Origin of the sequence: Brevibacillus soli (genome assembly GCF_044759095.2) — a bacterium.
Classification (GTDB): domain Bacteria; phylum Bacillota; class Bacilli; order Brevibacillales; family Brevibacillaceae; genus JBIYSM02.
Window position 1 is genome coordinate 1 of sequence record NZ_JBIYSM020000040.1, and the last position, 17,597, is coordinate 17,597.

Sequence of the window (17,597 nt, forward strand, 5' to 3'; positions counted from 1 at the left end):
TTCGGAATCTGGGCTCATAACCTCAGAAGAGCAGCCCAAATGGCCAAATAAGCAACGATTAACGGATACAGTTACACAGTAGCCCCCTGAGATTCACCACAATGAGATGCTTCTGCCAAAAAACGATTTTTTCAGGAGTAACTAGCTAACGCCGAGTGGGTCGAGGATAGCTTATGCCGGGTGGGTTTTCTTATCGTGTAGGAAAGTTTAAGGGCTTCACCGTGTGAAAGCGTCCTGAAATAAACGTTCCGGAACGCATAAAAAGTTTCCTCTAACGAAGAACCAGCTTCTTCGAGAGGGCTTCAATCGAAGCTTTTTTTATCGTGTAGGAAAGTTTAAGGGCTTCACCGTGTGAAAGCGTCCTGAAATAAACGTTCCGGAACGCATAAAAAGTTTCCTCTAACGAAGAACCAGCTTCTTCGAGAGGGCTTCAATCGAAGCTTTTTTTAACATCCTATGCTTCCACTTTTGCACCATTCAGATACCGAAGAATCGCCATCAAGTCCAGATCGCCCAATCCTTCGCGCAAAGCGGACTGGTAGCTGGCGTAGACCGATTCGGCCAAAGGGGAGGAAGCCCCGGCCTGGCGGGCAAGCCGCAGGTCTTTGGCCATGTGTTTCAACGCAAACGCCGCTGGAAATTCGTCGGCCAGAATGCTTGCCGCTTTTCCTTTGATCAACGGTGTTCCGACTGCGCTTTCGGAGATGATGGTCAGCATCTGTTCCGTCGGAATGCCCATTTCCCGGGCAAACAGGACAGTTTCCGCAACGCCCTGTACGGTAATTCCCAACAGCAGGTTGATCGCCAGCTTGGCGGAACTGCCGGAGCCGTTCGGACCGAGATGGAGCGCCAGCTTGCCCAGTTTGTCAAAGAGTGGGCGTACGCGATCAAAGCTCTCCTGCTCTCCGCCCGCCATAATGATCAGCTTGCCCTCCCGCGCCGGGCCGACGCTGCCTGATACGGGGGCGTCCAGAAAGCGGTGACCGGCCTGCCTGCATCGCTCGGCGAGGAAGCGGGAGGTTTCCGGCGACACTGTACTCATGTCGACGAGAATACGGTCACGAGCGTTTCCCGAAAGAAGGCCGTCCGCCTCCATGTAGATGGCTTTCACAGCAGTGTCGTCGCTGACCATGGTGAAGACGACATCACACTGCTCCAACAGGTGATAAGGCTTGTCCGCGATCCCAGCACCGCGGGCAAGCAGCGGCTCTGCCTTGTCGGGCGTACGGTTCCACACTGTCACGTCATAACCGGCGGACAGCAGGTTGCCGGCCATGGGGATTCCCATGTTTCCTAATCCAATCCATCCAATTTTCATCTGATGTAACTCCTCTTTCGCGTATGGAATCGCCTTTATTTTCTCATCATTCACCGTTCAAGTCCAGCAGTCGGCCTCCATCATGGTTTGTGAAAACTGTACGGATTCCGGCGGGAACACCTGCCTCATTTTTGTGTAAAAGGAACATGGCTTACCATTCTGAAACGTTATACAGTTAGCTTATCAGACCCCAGCCTGTTTCCCATGGCGTATCCCAGGAAAGAAGGTGAATGCGGATCATGCGTTATCGCTCCAACAGGGTTGCCCAAATCCCTCCCTACATGTTTGCTGAGCTCAACAAGAAAAAAGAAGCGATGAAGAAAGCGGGAGTTGACGTGATTGACCTGGGGATAGGCGATCCTGATCTTCCTACGCCGGAGCATATTGTGGAGAAGCTGATCGAAGAAGTTCGGCGTCCGGAAAATTTAAAGTACCCCAGTTTTATCGGGTGTACCGAGTTTAGACAGGCGGTGGCCGATTTTTACAGGCGCCAGTTTCAGGTGGAGCTGGATCCCGAGACGGAAGTGCTCGCCTTGATTGGCTCCAAGGAGGGAATAGCGCATCTTATTCCGACTTTGATTGATCCGGGTGACGTCGTGCTGCTGCCTGATCCCTGCTATCCTCCCTGCCGCATGGCCACCCTCCTGGCGAACGGCGAATGTTACGACATGCCGCTGAAACAACAACACAATTTTGAGCCCCAGTTGGATGCGATCCCGGAAGAGATCATTCAGCGTGCCAGCCTGATGATTTTGAACTATCCGGGCAATCCCACTACCGCTACGGTGGATCTGGACTTTTTCCGGCGAGCAGTCTCGTTCGGCCGTGCTCACGGCATTCCGATCGCTCACGACTCTGCCTACAACATGATTACGTTTGACGGCTATCAGGCGCCAAGCATTCTTCAGGTGGAAGGGGCCAAAGATGTCGCGGTGGAATTTGGCTCCCTGTCCAAAACGTACAACATGACCGGCTGGCGGATCGGCTACGTGGCGGGCAACAAGGAAATCATCAAATCACTGGCTGTCTATAAAAACAATACCGACACCGGTCAGTTTACTCCCATCCAAAAGGCAGCCGCCTTTGCCTTGAACAGCGACCAAAGCTGCATCGAAAAACACAACCGGATTTACCGGGAGCGCATGAAAGCGATGCTCGACGGGCTTGCGACCATCGGCGTGCATGTTCCGCCGCCCAAAGGGAGCTTCTTTATTTGGGCGCCGGTGCCCGACGGATATACATCCAGTGAGTTTGTGACAAGCGTGTTGGATCAAACCGGCGTGATTCTGACCCCCGGCAGTGCTTTCGGTCCGTCCGGCGAGGGGTATTTCCGCGTCTCCCTGTCCGTGCCGACTGAGCGCTTGTATGAGGCGGTAGAGCGGATCAAGCAAAAAGTAACGATTGCCACACGATGATCATAGGCAGATAAGGAGAGGGAATTTATGAAACGTTATTTGAACTACATCAACGGCGAATGGGTGGAATCGGCATCCGGCAGGTTTGCAGTAAATACAAACCCGGCTACCGGCGAAGTGTTGGGGGAAGTGACACAGTCCACGAGGGAGGACGTTGACCGCGCCGTGCAGGCAGCGAAGCAGGCGCAAAAATCATGGCGCCTCGTACCGGCCCCCGAACGGGCGGAAATTCTGTATAAAGTCGGCGAGCTGCTGAAGGAAAGAAAGGAAGAGTTGGCGCAAATCCTCACCCAGGAGATGGGGAAAGTGATTGAGGAGGCGAGAGGAGAAGTTCAGGAAGCGATTGACATGGCCTACTACATGGCCGGGGAAGGGCGCCGCCTGTTTGGCGACACCGTTCCGTCCGAGCTGCGCAACAAGTTTGCGATGAGCGTCCGCGTGCCAGTCGGGATTGCCGGTTTCATTACACCGTGGAATTTCCCGATCGCCATCATTTCATGGAAATCATTGCCTGCTTTGGTGTCCGGCAATGCGATTGTGTGGAAGCCGGCTTCGGAAACTCCGTTTATCGCGGCAGAATTTGTCCGCATATACGAACAGGCAGGGCTGCCCAAAGGGCTGATGAATCTGGTGTATGGTTCGGGAAGCGTAGTGGGGAATGCAATCGTTGATCACCCCGAGATTGATCTCATATCGTTTACCGGCTCCAACGAGGTGGGCAGACAGATCAATGAACGCGCTGGCGGCATGTTGAAAAGGACGTCGCTGGAAATGGGCGGGAAAAACGCCGTTACCGTATTGGAGGATGCCGACCTTGATCTGGCTGTAAACGGAATCATCTGGAGTGCCTACGGTACAAGCGGGCAACGATGCACCGCCTGCAGCCGGATCATCGTGCACGAGGCGGTGAAGGATGAGCTGGAGCGAAGACTGCTGGAGCGCATAGCGCAGCTGAAGCTGGGCAACGGATTGGACGAATCGGTGGACGTCGGTCCGGTGATCAATCGTTCTTCGTTGGAAAAGATCGACGAGTATGTCAAAATCGGTCTGGACGAGGGAGCCAAACTGCTCTGCGGCGGCAGAATTGTAACGGAAGACGGGTTGGAAAAAGGCAATTTCTACGCCCCCACTCTCTTTACCGACGTAAAACCTGACATGCGAATCGCCAGGGAAGAGATTTTCGGGCCGGTTGCCTCCATCATTCCGGTAAAAAGTCTGGAAGAAGCCATCGAGGTAAACAACAGCGTCGAATTCGGGCTGTCCAGCTCCATTTTCACCCGGGACATCAATCGGGCGTTTCAAGCGATGCAGGATCTCGATACCGGAATCGTATACGTAAACGCGGGGACGACCGGTGCGGAAATTCACCTGCCGTTCGGGGGTACGAAAGGAACAGGAAACGGTCATCGCGATTCCGGAGTGGCCGCGCTGGACGTCTACACCGAGTGGAAGTCCATCTACGTGGATTACAGCGGCAAGCTGCAGCGTGCGCAGATTGACAACTACTAAATAACACACAATGATGGGAAAGCCCGAATTGACATCGCGTCGATTCGGGCTGTTTCTATTACGTTTAACCTTCAGGGAAGGAAATATGTAATAATAGACGAAAAAACAAGGGAGGTCATTCTCATGGGAATTTTCGACGGATTAATGGGAAATGCTTCGGAAGTCAACGCCGCAGAGGTCCAACAAGAATTTGGGAAAATATTGGCTAATGGTGAAAACGTCAACAGGGCATACAAGCTGATTCGGGATATGTTTATTTTCACGAATAAGCGATTAATTTTGATCGACAAGCAGGGGCTGACCGGAAAAAAGGTAGAGTATCATTCCCTTCCGTACAAGAGCATCACTCATTTCAGCATCGAAACAGCGGGGAATTTTGATCTCGATGCCGAACTGAAAATCTGGATTTCAGGAAATGCGACACCGATTCAAAAACAATTTAATAAGAATTTGAATATTTACGAACTGCAGAGTGTTTTAGCTGAATACGTTTGCAAGTAACGCTCAGCATCCACTTGTTTGACACCCTGAAGAGCCGGAATTTACCGGCTCTTTTTTTCATGCGCTCTTAGCATCATCTGCTGCTGATAGTTTTTGATCGTGATATAGATCAGCAGACAATGCTCAAAATTCGTTACGTCCAGTCTGGTCAGTTCCCTGATTCTTTCCAATCGGTAGACCAGGGTATTGCGGTGGATAAACAAGCTTCGCGCCGTTTCACTTACGTTCATGTTGCATTTGCAATAAGTGAGAAAGGTTTGGGCCAGGATGGCAAAGTTGTCAGAATGCAGTAAAGCGCTTACAAGATCGGACAAGCCTTTTCGAATACTGGGGCTTACTTCCCAGGTTAAAAGCTCCAGCATGATGTGCAAATCATTATAGCGATAGAGTCTCGGTTCCAGATTCGTTCGTTTGCCGGCTGCCAGCGCCTTTGAGGCATTCTGATAGGATTCGGCCAGCCCGCTTACTCCTTTTTTCACGTCTCCGACTGCGACAGCTGCATTCAACTTGTATTTCCTCTGCACATATGCATTCAGCTGTGCAGTCTTCCGTTCGATTGATTTCATGAACGATTCCGTGCTTTCGTTGCGGTCGAGTGATTTGACAATGATGAATTGCTCCGGGTTTAACAGCGAGATGATATCCTGTTTGCTGTCTTGAAAGATCAGTTTGACCGTATCGATTACTTCTCTCTGATAGAATTGAAGCGAAAATTTATCGTAGGGTTCTCTCAGGCTTTCGGACGAATGAAGGTTCAGCATGTTGATCTCGATCAACAGGCAGACGCGGTTTCCCTCCAAATTGTATCCCAGCATGGCTCCATAGCGGAGGATATGCTCGATATCGGTCTTGGCGTCAACGTGAATCAGGTAATGGATCAGGGAATCAATCGCTTTTGTTTCCAGAACGGTCATTTCTTTTTTAAAAGATTCCTGACACAACAATTCCACATGGCTTTTTACGAGCTGGACGTATTTTTTGACTTCCTGCGGATTTCCGATGATCCCCAGTACGCCAATCGCTTTTCGGTCAAAAATGATCGGCGACGCTACTCCCGGCAACACGTTCTCCAAGGACTTCACATCTTCGAAACCGTAACTGACCGTATCATTTTTGGTCAAAACCTCGATGGATGCCATGTGAAATGTTCCCAACCGGCTGCGGTCCGTAGAGCCGATAATATACCCTTTTTCGTTGGTAATGCTGATGGGATGTCCAATAATCTCTGCTGTATTTTCTGCTACCGTTTGCGCAATTTCTTCCAAAATCATCGCATGCCCCTCCTATGTACGTGAAAAAGTCACATATTTTTTCGGATTAAGCGCGGTTAATTTTGTGAATATTTCACATAGTTTGACAACTTCGGGCTTGGTACCATGTAAAAACAAGCAGGGTTCAGTTGGGACAAAAAGGTGGGAGTTCATATGAAGAACGCGGCAGATGTCATTATTGTGGGCGGGGGTGTCATCGGTTCCAGTATAGCATACAATCTCCTAAACGATGGATACAGCGGAAAAATAATCATTTTTGAGAGGGACAAGGTGTATGAGTACGCCTCCACTCCGCGAAGCGCCGGCGGCATCCGGCAATTATTCACAACCGATATCAACATTCAACTGAGCCGATTCAGTCTGCAAGCCTATCAAACATTTCCCGAGACGATGGCGGTTGACGGAGAACATGCCGAAATCGACTTCAAGCAGCGCGGGTATTTGTTTTTAGCCACGGAAGAAATGCTGCCCCGTTTGGAAAAACATCAAATGCTTCAGCAAAAATACGGCGTCCCGTCTCAGGTACTAACCGGAAACGAGCTGTTGGATATTGTCCCGGAACTGCATATTGATGATTTGGCGGGCGGTTTGTACTGTGCGGAAGACGGATATCTGGATCCGTATTCAGTCATGCAGGGATACATCCGCTGTGCAAAAAAATTGGGGGCAGAGTACATCTACGAGGACGTGGAAATGATTCTGAGCGAACAGGACGTCATCACCGGAGTCCGTCTCGCCGACGGCCGTGAATACCGTGCCCCGGTGGTAGTCAATTGCGCCGGAGCATGGGCCCCTGCATTAAGCGGCAAGCTGGGACTTCCCCTGCCGGTTGTTCCGCTCCCCCGACAAGTATTTCAGTTTGATGTCGTGCAGCCTCTGCAAAAATATTTGCCGCTGACCATTGACCCTACAGGGGTGTACTTCCGGCATGAAGGTGAAAAATTGATTGCGGGCTATGCGGAGGAACGAGAGCCGGGATACGACTTTACTTGGAAACGCTCGTACTTCATTGAACAGCTGTGGCCCGTCCTGGCCAGACGCATTCCGAATTTTGAGCAGGCGAAGATCGAAAGGGGCTGGGCCGGCTTATACGATTTCAACACAGCAGACCATAATGCAATCCTTGGCAGACATCCTGGAAAAAAAGGCTATTATGTGGCGTTCGGGTTCAGCGGACACGGCATGCAGCAGGCTCCGGCTGTCGGAAAAGGGCTTTCCGAACTGATCCGTACCGGAAAATATGAAACGATCGACTTAACCCCGCTGCGAGTAGAAAGGTTTACCGAGAACGATCTGATTATCGAAGATGCAGTTGTCTAAAAACCAAAAACAGGAGGCGCGTTGTATGAAAAAGGGCTTTCTTGCTTTGCTTGTTTCAGGGGCTATGCTTATCGCCGGATGCGCGGGCAACACGAACAGCAGCGGACCCTCCACCCAACAGGGCAGTACTTCCAATGGCAGTTCTGCAGGGGGGGACACAACGATCCTCATCGCGACGCAAACCCCGCTTTCCGGATCGCAGTCTGCCGTTGGTGATGCGATCAAATCGGGGGCGGAACTGGCGCTCAATCAGCAAAAGGAAGAATTTAAAAAGCTGGGTTTTGATCTTCAGCTATTCCCGCAGGACGATCAGGGGGATCCCAAGCAGGGCGTAGCCAATGCCGAGATGCTTGTCTCCAATCCCAATGTATTGGGAGTGATGGGTCACTACAATACGGGTGTGGCCGTTCCGTCGTCCGTGAAGTATGAAGAGGGGAAACTGGTGATGGTGTCTCCCGCCAATACGGGAGTAAAACTGACCGAGGAAGGAAAGAAGACGGTACACCGGATTTGTGCGAGAGACGACCAGGAAGGCCCGAAAGGAGCGATTTATGCAAAAAATCAACTCGGCGTGAAAACGGCCTTTTTGATTCATGACAAAACCGCGTATGGTCAAGGCTTGGCTGATCAAGTAAAAGGGCAATTTGAAAAGGATGGCGTACAAATTCTTGGCTACGAAGGCATTACACCTGGAGAAAAAGATTACAGCTCGGTGATAAACCGTGCCGTGTCGCTCGAACCTGATCTCGTTTACTTCGGCGGACTCTATCCGGAAGGCGGGATTCTCGTAAAACAGGCGAGAGAGAAAAATTATAAGGGGATCTTCATGGGGGGAGCCGGGCTTGATTCGTCAGATTTTCTGAAGATCGCCGGACCGGCGGCGGAAGGTGTGGTCTTCTCCTCGGCAGCAGGCGATGTGACCCAGACGGAGGAAGGAAAGAAATGGGCGGCTGATTACGAGAGCAAAATCGGCAAAAAGCCAGAGACCTTTTCTGTCTACGGATATGATGCGATGAGCGTGATTTTGCACGGCGTGAAGAAAGCGATCGAGGCCAACGGCGGCAAAAAGCCGAGTCGCGAACAGGTATTGGAGGCCGTCCATCATACGAAGGACTTCCAGGGCATGTTTACGAAGGTTTCGTTCGATGATAAAGGGGACAACACACTGGCGGATGTGTTCATGTACAAGTTTGAAAACGGCAAGTCCGTCTTGATCGGAAGAGTAGAATAAATCACCGCAGTACGAAGCGAGCCCCCCCGCCCTTAAAGAGAGGCGGGGGTTGTTTCATAATAACGCATCGCTGTATACAGCAGCATGCAGTGTTCGAAGCTGCTGGAATCGAGCGAAGTCAGCTCGTTGATTTTCTCCAGCCGATAAATGATGGTGTTGCGGTGGATGTACAGGTTTCTGGCCGTTTCGCTCAAATTCATGTTGTGCTTGCAGTATGTGAGGAAGGTGGAGGCGAGTACGTCGTAGTTGTCCTGCTCGATCAAGGAACCGATGATCTTGATCAGTTTCTTTTGCAGGTCGGGTGTCAATTCCTTGGGGAGAAGATTCAGCGTGATATCCCAATGGTCGTAGTGGTAGATATTCGGTTTCTGGTTCGTCTTTTTTCCCGCCAGCATCGCTTTTGTTGCGTTGCGGTAGGACTCGGCAATCCCGCCAATGCCTTTATTTGTATCACCGACCGACATGGCGGCGGAACACTGGTATTTTGATTCCAGGAATTTGTTCAGTTTCTGCAGCTTTTGCTCCAAGGTGCCAAGAAAGGTGGAATGGGCGTCCGCTGACTTCGCTGACTTGATGACGATAAAGCGCTCCACATTTAAAAAAGAGATAATGTCGTCTTTGGATTCACGAAAGATCAAGGTGAGAAAGTCGAGCACGTCCCGCTGAAAATACGAAAACGATAGCTTGTCGAGAAACTCCGTTTTCATGTGGATATCGATGAGAATACAGGTACGGTTGATTTCCAGATCATAGCCCAGCGTTCTGGCGTACTGCAGGATGTGGTCGGCGTCTTCTTCATTGGCAAGATGTATGATCTGCTGGACGAACACCTCGATCATTTTTGACTCCAGATCCATCATTTCCTTGCGAAAGGCTTCCTGACACATCATTTCCACGTGGTTTTTCACCAGCTGTACGTACGTTTCCACTTCTGCCGGATCGCCGACAATCCCCAGAACGCCAATGGGCTTGTTGTTAAACATCAACGGAACGGAAACGCCGGGAAGAATCTTTTTTTCCTCTTCCGTCTGGCAATTCACCATGCCGTTTCGCTTGAGCACCTCCAGCGAAGGCTGATGAAAAATTCCCAGCCGGCTGCGGTCCGTAGAGCCGATGATGTACCCCTCCTTATCGGTAATGCTGATGGGGTAACCCAGGATTGCGGTCGTCTTTTGGGCGATGTCTTGGGCAATATGCTCGAGAATTTTCAAAGAGATCCGTCCTCCCTGTTAAAAGAGACAAAATCAATGATATCGCATGAATTGATTTTTGTTCAAATTACACATATGTTTTCTGATAATTTGTATTATACAATAAATTCGCACTGTTAAAGGAGAGGAGGAAGTGAAATTGGCCCACACTGACGTGAGAGTAAGCGAAACATTGAGCCAGGCCTATACGCTGCCTGCATGGCTGTATACCGATCCGTCCGTTTTGGAAGTAGAGAAAAAAGAGATTTTCAGCAAGACGTGGCAGTACGTCGGGCATATCAGCCAGGTACAGCGGCCAGGCGACTATTTTACGGCTGAGGTTGCCGATAAACCGATCATGATTGCCTGTGGGAACGATGGTGTTGTCAGGGCTTTTTACAATGTATGCACGCACCGCGCGGCGAAGCTGGTGGAGGGAGAAGGAAACAAAAGTCTGTTCACCTGTCCGTATCATGCCTGGACCTTCCACACGGACGGCCGGTTGAATAAAGCGCCCAATATGAAAGGCGTCGAACATTTCAACCAAGAGGATTTTTGCCTGAAACCGGTTCGCCTGGAAATTCAGGCATCCTTTCTCTTCGTCAACATAGATCCAAACGCCCGACCGATGGGGGAGATATTTGGCGGACTGTTTGAGAGCTTTAGGCGGTTTTCATTTGAAAATCTGAAAAGGGTCAGAGTGGTTGAAACTGTTTGCAGGTCTAACTGGAAAGTGGGAATCGACAACTATCTGGAATGCGATCACTGTCCTACCGTCCATAAATCGTTGGTGCAGAAGCTGGACATGGAACACTATGAAGTGAGTATGTTTCAAAATTATATTTACCAGGGTGTCCCACTAAAAGGGAAAGCAGCAGACCAGTATGCGTTGGGACAAGGCGGGCGATATTACTGGCTGTATCCGAATATGTGGTTTTCCTTCGACCCGGGACCGGCCAATGTCTCGGTTCACCGCTCCATTCCGATTGATCACAAGACTACCAGGTATGTGTATACCACTTTCTTGATGAATGAGACGATGACCAAGGAAGAGGAAGAGCTGTTTGCCATCGATCTGGACGTTCGCAGAGAAGACCTGGAAATTTGCGAAGTGGTACAGAGAGGCTTGAATACCGGTGCGTACACGCAAGGACGATTTTCACTGACGGAAAACTGCGTGCATCATTTTCACTTGCTTGTGCAGGAAGCGCTGCAAGGAGTATTGCCGTTACCTTCAAAATGAGAAGGTTCTTTGAAAGCGCTTATCTTTATGCTTTGTCATTTTGAAGGGGGGAAACCTATGTCAATTGGACAAGGGAACGGCACACAATTGCAGCGGGCGATGAAAAGCAGGCACTTATTCATGCTTTCTTTGGGCGGAGTCATCGGAACCGGGCTTTTCCTGAGTTCGGGCTATACAATTGGCGAAGCTGGACCAGGAGGAGCGATCCTCGCTTATCTGATAGCCGGGTTGCTGGTGTTCCTGGTGATGATGTGTCTGGGGGAATTATCGCTGGTTATGCCGGTAACCGGTTCCTTTCAAGCGCACGCAACCAAATTTATCGGACCGGCTACAGGATTTACGGTTGGATGGGTCTACTGGATGAGCTGGGCCACGACGGTAGGTTCAGAGTTCACGGCAGCCGGCATTCTCATGCAGCGATGGTTTCCCGACACCCCGATTTGGATTTGGAGCGCTCTGTTTGTCGTTCTGCTGTTTTCGCTCAACGCGCTGACCACAAAAGGATTTGCCGAAACCGAGTACTGGTTCGCAGGGATCAAGGTTATGGCCGTCATCCTGTTCATTATGATCGGCGGAGCCGCCATTTTTGGACTGGTAGGCATGGGTGACAAACCCGCCCCGCTCTTTTCCAACTTTGCCGGTGACGGCGGATTGTTCCCCAATGGGTTCACAGGTGTGTTCATTACGTTGATGACCGTCATCTATGCCTTCCAGGGAGCTGAAGTGATGGGGATTGCTGCCGGAGAGACGGAAGAGCCGGAAAAAAATATACCGAGAGCGATCAAAACCATCGTGTTTCGCGTCCTCCTTTTCTATGTTCTGGCCATCTTCGTCTTGTCCGCGATCATCCCTTACAAGGAAGCCGGATTGCTGGAAAGTCCATTTGTGACTGTTTTTGATACGATCGGAATCCCGTATGCCGCCGACATTATGAATTTTGTTATTCTGACCGCACTTTTATCGGTAGGCAATTCCGGCTTGTACGCGAGTACCCGCATCCTGTATTCGCTCTCCCAAAGCGGCATGGCGCATTCGATATTCGCCAAGGTATCCAAACGGGGAGTTCCGCTCTACTCTTTGATTGTAACGCTTGCTTTTGCCCTGCTGTCCCTGCTGACAAGTGTCATCGCAGCGGAAACGGTGTTTATCCTCCTGTATTCCGTCAGTGCGATCGCAGGTACGCTTGCCTGGATGATCATTCCCCTTTCGCAGTTCAATTTCCGCAGGCAGTATTTGAAGGAAGGCGGAAAAGTGGCCGAACTCAAGTACGCCGCACCGCTCTTCCCGATTGTGCCGATTCTCGCCATCGCGATGTGTTTGTTCATCTTCGGGTTTACCGCCTATGACCCGGCTCAGCGCACCTCATTCTTCATCGGATTTGGCTTCGTCGCCGCCTGCTACTTGTACTTCCATTTCATCCATAGCAAAAAAAGGGAGCAAATCCCGCCCATCGCCAACGAAAATGCGAGCTGAGAATAATGCTGTCCGCCCTCGGTTATCCGGGGGTTTTTGCCACCGCAAAAAACGATAATAAAAACCGGAATTTTCTGTAGTTTGAGAAGGAGGGAGACAGGATGAAACACTTCGCGGTGATCGGTTCCGGCACCATGGGCCGAGGAATCGCTTATGTCGCGGCACTCGGCGATTTTGTTGTGCATGTGCATGACGTAAACGCGGAAGCGCTTGACATAGCCAAAAGCTACATCGAAAAAGAAATGCGCAAGAGTGCCGAGCGGGGCTACATCGCCACGGAGAAGGCGGAGCAGGCGCTGGAAAACATCATCTACACCACCAGCATGGAAGAAGCGGTGAAGCAGGCAGATATCGCGGTCGAGGCCGTATTTGAACTGATGGACGTAAAGGTCGGAATCTTCAAACTGCTGGACCAATTCTGTCCGGGGCATACCATTCTCGCTACCAATACCTCCACGATGAGTCCGACGGAAATTGCGGCACAAACCAGCAGGCCGGACAAATGCGTTGCCATGCACTTTTTTAACCCGGTTCACAAGATGAAGCTGATCGAGATTGTCCGCGGGCTGGATACCTCGAACGAGACGGTGAAAATCGCCAAGGAAGTGGCGGGCAGACTAGGCAAGGAGACGGTGGAGGTAAACGAGTTTCCCGGATTTGTTACCAGTCGGATGAACTGTCTGATCGGCAATGAAGCGATGAACATGCTGATGGAGGGTGTCGCCTCCGCCGAGGATATCGACAAGGCGATGAAGCTGGGCTTGAACCATCCGATGGGCCCGTTGGAGCTGGCTGACCTGGTTGGATTGGACACCCGTCTTAGAAACATGGAGTACCTGTACAAAACGCTAGGAGAAAAATACCGGCCGTGCCCGCTGTTGATCAAATACGTGAAGGCCGGACGGCTGGGCCGCAAATCGGGTGCCGGATTCTACATCTACAACAACGAAAGGTAAATTCCATGAATCAGAGCGTGGGAAAGGCACTCAGGCTGCTGCAGCTGTTTACGTCGGAGCGTCCCAGACTTTCCCTGGCGGAGATCGCCAGGATGTCGGGATTGTCCAAACCGACCGCGTACCGGTTTCTAAAGGCACTGGAAGAAGAGGGGGTTGTCACCCGCAGCAGCATCAATCAGGACGACAAGCAGTACCAGTTGGGGCTTCGCCTGCTGGAGCTGGGCAATTTCGTCGCCGAGCAGATCGAAGTGAGAAAGATCGCCCTGCCACACATGGAGAACTTGCGTGATGAGGTAAATGAAGTGGTACATTTGGTCATCCTTGACCGGGGCCATGCGGTGTACGTGGAGCGGGTGGAAACCGACCAGCCGATGCGGCTCTTTACCAGGATCGGCCTGCGCACGCCCCTCTACGTCGGATCGGCGCCCCGTCTGCTGCTCGCCTACATGAGGGAAGCGGAGCGGGAGGAGATCCTGAGCCAGCTGAAGCTGTCTCCCTATACGGAATCGACCATTACCGATCCGGATGAGCTGCGCAAGGTTTTGCAGGAGATACTCGAAAAAGGCTACTCCATCAGCTATGGAGAGTATGTGGCCGGCACACTGGGCATCTCGGCGCCGATCCGGGATCACACCGGCAATGTGATCGCCTCGCTGACCATCGCCATTCCCGGCGACCATTTCAGCCAGGAACGAACGGAACACATCATCGCCAGATTAAAGCGGACTGCTGGAAAGATATCCCGGGAGTGCGGCTGTATGTTCAATTACTGAAATGGCATTTCAATTATTGAAACGGGCAACTGTTATTGAAAGGAGGATACAGCATGGCAGGCTCATTACAGATGAAAAAGCTTAAGACACCCGAGGAAGCGGTAGCGTTGATTGCGGACGGCGATTCGCTCTTGGTCGGCGGATTCGGCCTGTGCGGGACTCCTTTTACGCTGATTGACGCCATTGCGGCTCAGAATCAGGCCAGAAACCTGACCGTGATCAGCAACAACCTGGGGGAATCGGGAAAAGGGTTGGGGAAACTGCTCTTGACCGGCCATCTGAAAAAGGCGGTAGGTTCTTATTTCACCTCAAACCGGGATGCGGTAAAAGCGTGGAAAAACGGAGATTTGGAGATTGAGCTGGTGCCGCAGGGGACGCTGGCGGAAGCGATTCGGGCAGGCGGAGCGGGCATTGCCGGCTTTTACATCAAGACCGGTGTGGGAACGAAACTGGCGGAAGGAAAAGAAGAGCGTGCGTTCCGGGGTGAACGGTACATCCTGATCGAAGGAATCCGAGCGCGCGTCGCCCTGATCAAGGCGTGGAAAGCCGACAAGCTGGGCAACCTGATCTATTCCCGAACGGCCCGCAACTTTAACCCGATGATGGCCACCGCAGCAGACCTGGTGATCGCCGAAGTGGATGAGGTAGTGGAAGCGGGTGAGCTGGATCCGGAGAGCGTCGTCACCCCGCATAATTACGTGGATATCGTGGTGCTGAACCGCTATCGGAAGATCGGAGGCGAATACGTTGAAAAAGCTTCATCCTGACAGGGTTCGGATTGCCAAACGGATTGCCCGGGAACTGCAGTCGGGAACGGTAGTCAATCTGGGAGTGGGGATTCCGACACTGATTCCTGATTATCTGCGGCCTGACCAGGAAGTGTTTCTTCAGTCGGAAAACGGACTCTTGGGGATGGGCCCTACTCCGACCCCAGATGATATCGACATGGACCTGATCAGTGCCAGCAAGTACCCTGTTTCGCTTGCGCCGGGTGCGTCCCTCTTTTCCAGTGCCGATTCCTTTGTCATGATTCGCGGCGGTCACATCGACGTCGCTGTACTGGGGGCGCTGCAGGTAAGCGAAACGGGCGAGATTGCCAACTGGGCTGTCCCCGGAGAAGACATCCTGGGAGTGGGAGGAGCGATGGATCTGGTGCCGGGCGCAAAAAAAATCATCATTGCCATCACCCACGTGGCAAAGGAGGGGCAGCCAAAGCTGGTGCGGGAGCTGACGTATCCCACAAGCGGGATTCGTTCCGCGGAGATGATCGTGACGGAAAAAGGGGTCTTTACGGTGGAAAACGGCCAACTGTTTTTAAAGGAGATCGCCGAGGATTGCTCATTGGACGAAATCAGGCGGTTGACGGAAGCCCGCTTCGAGCTGGCCCGCGATTTGAGGACGATGGTCTGGTAGCGTGCGTTGGATAAGGGAGGGGAGAAGATGGATTTTCAACAGATCGTAATTCGCAAAGAGGAGGGAATCGGGCTCCTGATGATCAATCGGCCGGATGTGCGCAATGCATTGGATCTGAACACACTGCGCGAAATGGAGCGAGCCTTGGAGGAGTGGAGGTACGACGAGGACGTTCGCGTGGTCATTTTCACAGGGGCGGGCGAGAAGTCGTTCGCGGCCGGCGCCGACATTTCTCAGCTGCACAAGCGGACGATGATCGAGGCGCTGATGCCTAACATGACCGCCACCTATCGAAAAATCGAGGAGTACGAGAAGCCGACGATTGCCGCGATTAACGGATTTGCGCTGGGCGGCGGCTTGGAACTGGCGCTGGCGTGTGACATTCGGGTAGCGGCGTTTCACGCCAAGCTCGGTCTGCCGGAACTGAGCCTGGGGATCATGCCGGGAGCGGGCGGAACGCAGCGCTTGTCCCGCATCATCGGAAAAGGCAGGGCGATGGAGCTGATTCTGACCGGGGACATCATTACGGCCGAAAGAGCGGAACAGATCGGCTTGGTCAGCCGGGCGGTGCCGTCGGAAGAACTGCTGCCCGTCGCCAAAGAATATGCAGGCAAAATCGCCGCAAAGGGACCTCTCGCTGTGCGATTGGCCAAGGCAGTGATACATCAAGGGGCCGACATCGAGATGACTTCGGCGCTGTTCCTGGAAAAGCTGGCCCAGACGGTGCTGATGGGTTCGGATGACAAGCAGGAGGGGACACAGGCGTTTTTGCAGAAACGGACGCCGCAATTTACCGGAAAATAACGCGACGGGAGTGGAGAAGAATGGATTTTCGTTTTTCGGAAGATATCGAATTGTTGCGCAGGGTGGTGCGGGATTTTGTCCTGAACGAAGTGGAGCCGGTGGCGATGGAGATCGAAGAGAAGGATGAGATCCCGGAACACATCGTAGCGTTGTCCAGGGAGATGGGACTGTTCGGGCTGAGCATCCCGGAGGAGTACGGCGGATTGGGTTTGAACATGGTGGGCAAGTGCGCCATTTACGAAGAGTTGGGCAAAACGCATAACGGCTTTACCACCCTGATCGGCGCCCACACGGGAATCGGTACGGTAGGGATCGTCGAGCTGGGGACGGAAGAGCAGAAGCAAAAGTATCTGCCGAAGATGGCGAGAGGGGAATGGATCGGTGCCTTTGCCCTGACAGAGCCAAGCGCCGGTTCCAACGCGGCCAGCCTGAAAACAACCGCAGTAAAAAAAGGAGACCGGTATATCCTCAACGGCTCCAAGCACTACATCACCAACGCCGTCTGCGGGCACGTTTTTACCGTCATGGCGGTGACTGACCCAAGCAAAGGGGCAAAAGGCATCACCTCCTTCATCGTCGAAAAGGATTTCCCGGGCTTTCAGCTGGGGGCGGTGGAGAGAAAAATGGGTTTGCGGGGCTCCCACTCGGCAGAGCTGTTCTTCGAGGATATGGAAGTACCGGAGGAGAACGTGCTCGGCGAAGAAGGAAACGGCTATGTCAATGCGTTGAAGATTCTCGCCAACGGCCGAGCGGGTCTCGCCGCGAGGAACCTCGGGTCCTGCCAAAAGCTGCTGGAGATGAGCATGGAGTACGCGATGCAGCGGGTGCAGTTCGGCAAACCGATTTTTGAGCAGCAGGCTGTGCAGCATATGCTTGCCGAGATGGCAACGGAGATTGAAGTGCTCCGCGCCATGACTTACCGAGCGGCTTGGATGAGCGACGAGGGGATGCGGGTGGTAAAGGAAGCGGCCATCGCCAAGCTGTACGGCTCGGAGGTGTACAACCGGGTGGCAGACTTGGCTGTGCAGATTCACGGCGGCATTGGCTACATGCGCGATTACCCGATTGAGCGGTACTACCGCGACGCCCGCATCACAAAAATTTACGAAGGCACCACGCAAATCCAAAAGAATATCATCGCCGCCGAATTGAAGCGGGAATTTGCATAAGAGAAGGGGGG

16 protein-coding genes are annotated in these 17,597 nt (G+C 52.3%); 13 read left to right on the top strand and 3 right to left on the bottom strand.

Features of this window, described 5'->3' with window-relative positions; genetic code table 11:
* Nucleotides 1–454: 454 nt before the first annotated feature.
* Nucleotides 455–1,372, bottom strand: a complete 918-nt coding sequence (locus ACE99V_RS15775) for an NAD(P)-dependent oxidoreductase (RefSeq protein ID WP_400492180.1) — start codon at nucleotides 1,370–1,372, stop codon at nucleotides 455–457.
* Between the two features lie 185 nt (nucleotides 1,373–1,557).
* Between ACE99V_RS15775 and ACE99V_RS15780 the strand changes: the two genes are divergently transcribed.
* The 3 genes from ACE99V_RS15780 (at nucleotide 1,558) to ACE99V_RS15790 (ending at nucleotide 4,743) form a co-directional block, all read left to right on the top strand.
* Complete coding sequence (locus ACE99V_RS15780; RefSeq protein WP_400492181.1) at nucleotides 1,558–2,733, top strand: LL-diaminopimelate aminotransferase; 1,176 nt, start codon at nucleotides 1,558–1,560, stop codon at nucleotides 2,731–2,733.
* A gap of 27 nt (nucleotides 2,734–2,760) precedes the next feature.
* Nucleotides 2,761–4,242 carry an aldehyde dehydrogenase family protein gene (locus ACE99V_RS15785; protein ID WP_400492182.1) on the top strand — a complete coding sequence of 494 codons (1,482 nt, stop codon included), beginning with the start codon at nucleotides 2,761–2,763 and terminating at the stop codon, nucleotides 4,240–4,242.
* 123 nt (nucleotides 4,243–4,365) lie between these two features.
* Nucleotides 4,366–4,743, top strand: a complete 378-nt coding sequence (locus ACE99V_RS15790; protein ID WP_400492183.1) for a PH domain-containing protein — start codon at nucleotides 4,366–4,368, stop codon at nucleotides 4,741–4,743.
* Nucleotides 4,744–4,784: 41 nt separating this feature from the next.
* On the opposite strand, the gene ACE99V_RS15795 is transcribed toward ACE99V_RS15790, so the two are convergent.
* The gene (locus tag ACE99V_RS15795; protein WP_400492184.1) at nucleotides 4,785–6,014 is read right to left on the bottom strand and encodes a CdaR family transcriptional regulator; all 1,230 of its coding nucleotides are present in this window, start codon (nucleotides 6,012–6,014) and stop codon (nucleotides 4,785–4,787) included.
* Nucleotides 6,015–6,167: 153 nt separating this feature from the next.
* On the opposite strand from ACE99V_RS15795, the gene ACE99V_RS15800 reads away from it, so the two are divergent.
* Nucleotides 6,168–7,334, top strand: a complete 1,167-nt coding sequence (locus ACE99V_RS15800) for an NAD(P)/FAD-dependent oxidoreductase (RefSeq protein WP_400492185.1) — start codon at nucleotides 6,168–6,170, stop codon at nucleotides 7,332–7,334.
* Between the two features lie 25 nt (nucleotides 7,335–7,359).
* On the top strand, nucleotides 7,360–8,565 hold the full coding sequence (locus ACE99V_RS15805) for an ABC transporter substrate-binding protein (protein ID WP_400492186.1): 1,206 nt from the start codon (nucleotides 7,360–7,362) through the stop codon (nucleotides 8,563–8,565).
* Between the two features lie 32 nt (nucleotides 8,566–8,597).
* Here the strand turns inward: ACE99V_RS15805 and ACE99V_RS15810 are convergent, their stop codons facing one another.
* Nucleotides 8,598–9,776, bottom strand: a complete 1,179-nt coding sequence (locus ACE99V_RS15810; protein WP_400492187.1) for a CdaR family transcriptional regulator — start codon at nucleotides 9,774–9,776, stop codon at nucleotides 8,598–8,600.
* 133 nt (nucleotides 9,777–9,909) lie between these two features.
* On the opposite strand from ACE99V_RS15810, the gene ACE99V_RS15815 reads away from it, so the two are divergent.
* The 8 genes from ACE99V_RS15815 to ACE99V_RS15850 all read left to right on the top strand — a co-directional run bounded on the left by ACE99V_RS15815 (nucleotide 9,910) and on the right by ACE99V_RS15850 (nucleotide 17,586).
* Nucleotides 9,910–10,998: an aromatic ring-hydroxylating oxygenase subunit alpha gene (locus tag ACE99V_RS15815; protein WP_400492188.1), complete on the top strand. Its 1,089-nt coding sequence runs from the start codon at nucleotides 9,910–9,912 to the stop codon at nucleotides 10,996–10,998.
* Nucleotides 10,999–11,055: 57 nt separating this feature from the next.
* Nucleotides 11,056–12,471, top strand: coding sequence for an amino acid permease (locus ACE99V_RS15820; RefSeq protein ID WP_400492189.1), 1,416 nt, complete (start codon nucleotides 11,056–11,058; stop codon nucleotides 12,469–12,471).
* 101 nt (nucleotides 12,472–12,572) lie between these two features.
* The gene (locus ACE99V_RS15825) at nucleotides 12,573–13,427 is read left to right on the top strand and encodes a 3-hydroxyacyl-CoA dehydrogenase family protein (RefSeq protein ID WP_400492190.1); all 855 of its coding nucleotides are present in this window, start codon (nucleotides 12,573–12,575) and stop codon (nucleotides 13,425–13,427) included.
* Nucleotides 13,428–13,432: 5 nt separating this feature from the next.
* On the top strand, nucleotides 13,433–14,200 hold the full coding sequence (locus ACE99V_RS15830; protein ID WP_400492191.1) for an IclR family transcriptional regulator: 768 nt from the start codon (nucleotides 13,433–13,435) through the stop codon (nucleotides 14,198–14,200).
* 71 nt (nucleotides 14,201–14,271) lie between these two features.
* The gene (locus tag ACE99V_RS15835; RefSeq protein WP_400492222.1) at nucleotides 14,272–14,967 is read left to right on the top strand and encodes a CoA transferase subunit A; all 696 of its coding nucleotides are present in this window, start codon (nucleotides 14,272–14,274) and stop codon (nucleotides 14,965–14,967) included.
* Nucleotides 14,948–15,613: a 3-oxoacid CoA-transferase subunit B gene (locus tag ACE99V_RS15840; protein ID WP_400492192.1), complete on the top strand. Its 666-nt coding sequence runs from the start codon at nucleotides 14,948–14,950 to the stop codon at nucleotides 15,611–15,613. The genes ACE99V_RS15835 and ACE99V_RS15840 overlap by 20 nt, the downstream gene beginning before the upstream one ends.
* Before the next feature lie 27 nt (nucleotides 15,614–15,640).
* A complete protein-coding gene (locus tag ACE99V_RS15845) occupies nucleotides 15,641–16,417 on the top strand; it encodes an enoyl-CoA hydratase/isomerase family protein (protein ID WP_400492193.1) in 777 nt (258 codons plus the stop codon).
* 20 nt (nucleotides 16,418–16,437) lie between these two features.
* Nucleotides 16,438–17,586: an acyl-CoA dehydrogenase family protein gene (locus ACE99V_RS15850; RefSeq protein WP_400492194.1), complete on the top strand. Its 1,149-nt coding sequence runs from the start codon at nucleotides 16,438–16,440 to the stop codon at nucleotides 17,584–17,586.
* Nucleotides 17,587–17,597 lie beyond the last annotated feature (11 nt).

Excerpts from the sequence above, each read along its gene's own strand:
- ACE99V_RS15780 (WP_400492181.1), top strand. The coding sequence starts at position 1,558 with ATGCGTTATCGCTCCAACAGGGTTGCCCAAATCCCTCCCTACATGTTT.
- ACE99V_RS15790 (WP_400492183.1), top strand. The coding sequence starts at position 4,366 with ATGGGAATTTTCGACGGATTAATGGGAAATGCTTCGGAAGTCAACGCC.
- ACE99V_RS15785 (WP_400492182.1), top strand. The coding sequence starts at position 2,761 with ATGAAACGTTATTTGAACTACATCAACGGCGAATGGGTGGAATCGGCA.
- ACE99V_RS15835 (WP_400492222.1), top strand. The coding sequence starts at position 14,272 with ATGAAAAAGCTTAAGACACCCGAGGAAGCGGTAGCGTTGATTGCGGAC.
- ACE99V_RS15800 (WP_400492185.1), top strand. The coding sequence starts at position 6,168 with ATGAAGAACGCGGCAGATGTCATTATTGTGGGCGGGGGTGTCATCGGT.
- ACE99V_RS15830 (WP_400492191.1), top strand. The coding sequence starts at position 13,433 with ATGAATCAGAGCGTGGGAAAGGCACTCAGGCTGCTGCAGCTGTTTACG.
- ACE99V_RS15825 (WP_400492190.1), top strand. The coding sequence starts at position 12,573 with ATGAAACACTTCGCGGTGATCGGTTCCGGCACCATGGGCCGAGGAATC.
- ACE99V_RS15795 (WP_400492184.1), bottom strand. The coding sequence starts at position 6,014 with ATGATTTTGGAAGAAATTGCGCAAACGGTAGCAGAAAATACAGCAGAG.
- ACE99V_RS15850 (WP_400492194.1), top strand. The coding sequence starts at position 16,438 with ATGGATTTTCGTTTTTCGGAAGATATCGAATTGTTGCGCAGGGTGGTG.
- ACE99V_RS15805 (WP_400492186.1), top strand. The coding sequence starts at position 7,360 with ATGAAAAAGGGCTTTCTTGCTTTGCTTGTTTCAGGGGCTATGCTTATC.
- ACE99V_RS15845 (WP_400492193.1), top strand. The coding sequence starts at position 15,641 with ATGGATTTTCAACAGATCGTAATTCGCAAAGAGGAGGGAATCGGGCTC.
- ACE99V_RS15820 (WP_400492189.1), top strand. The coding sequence starts at position 11,056 with ATGTCAATTGGACAAGGGAACGGCACACAATTGCAGCGGGCGATGAAA.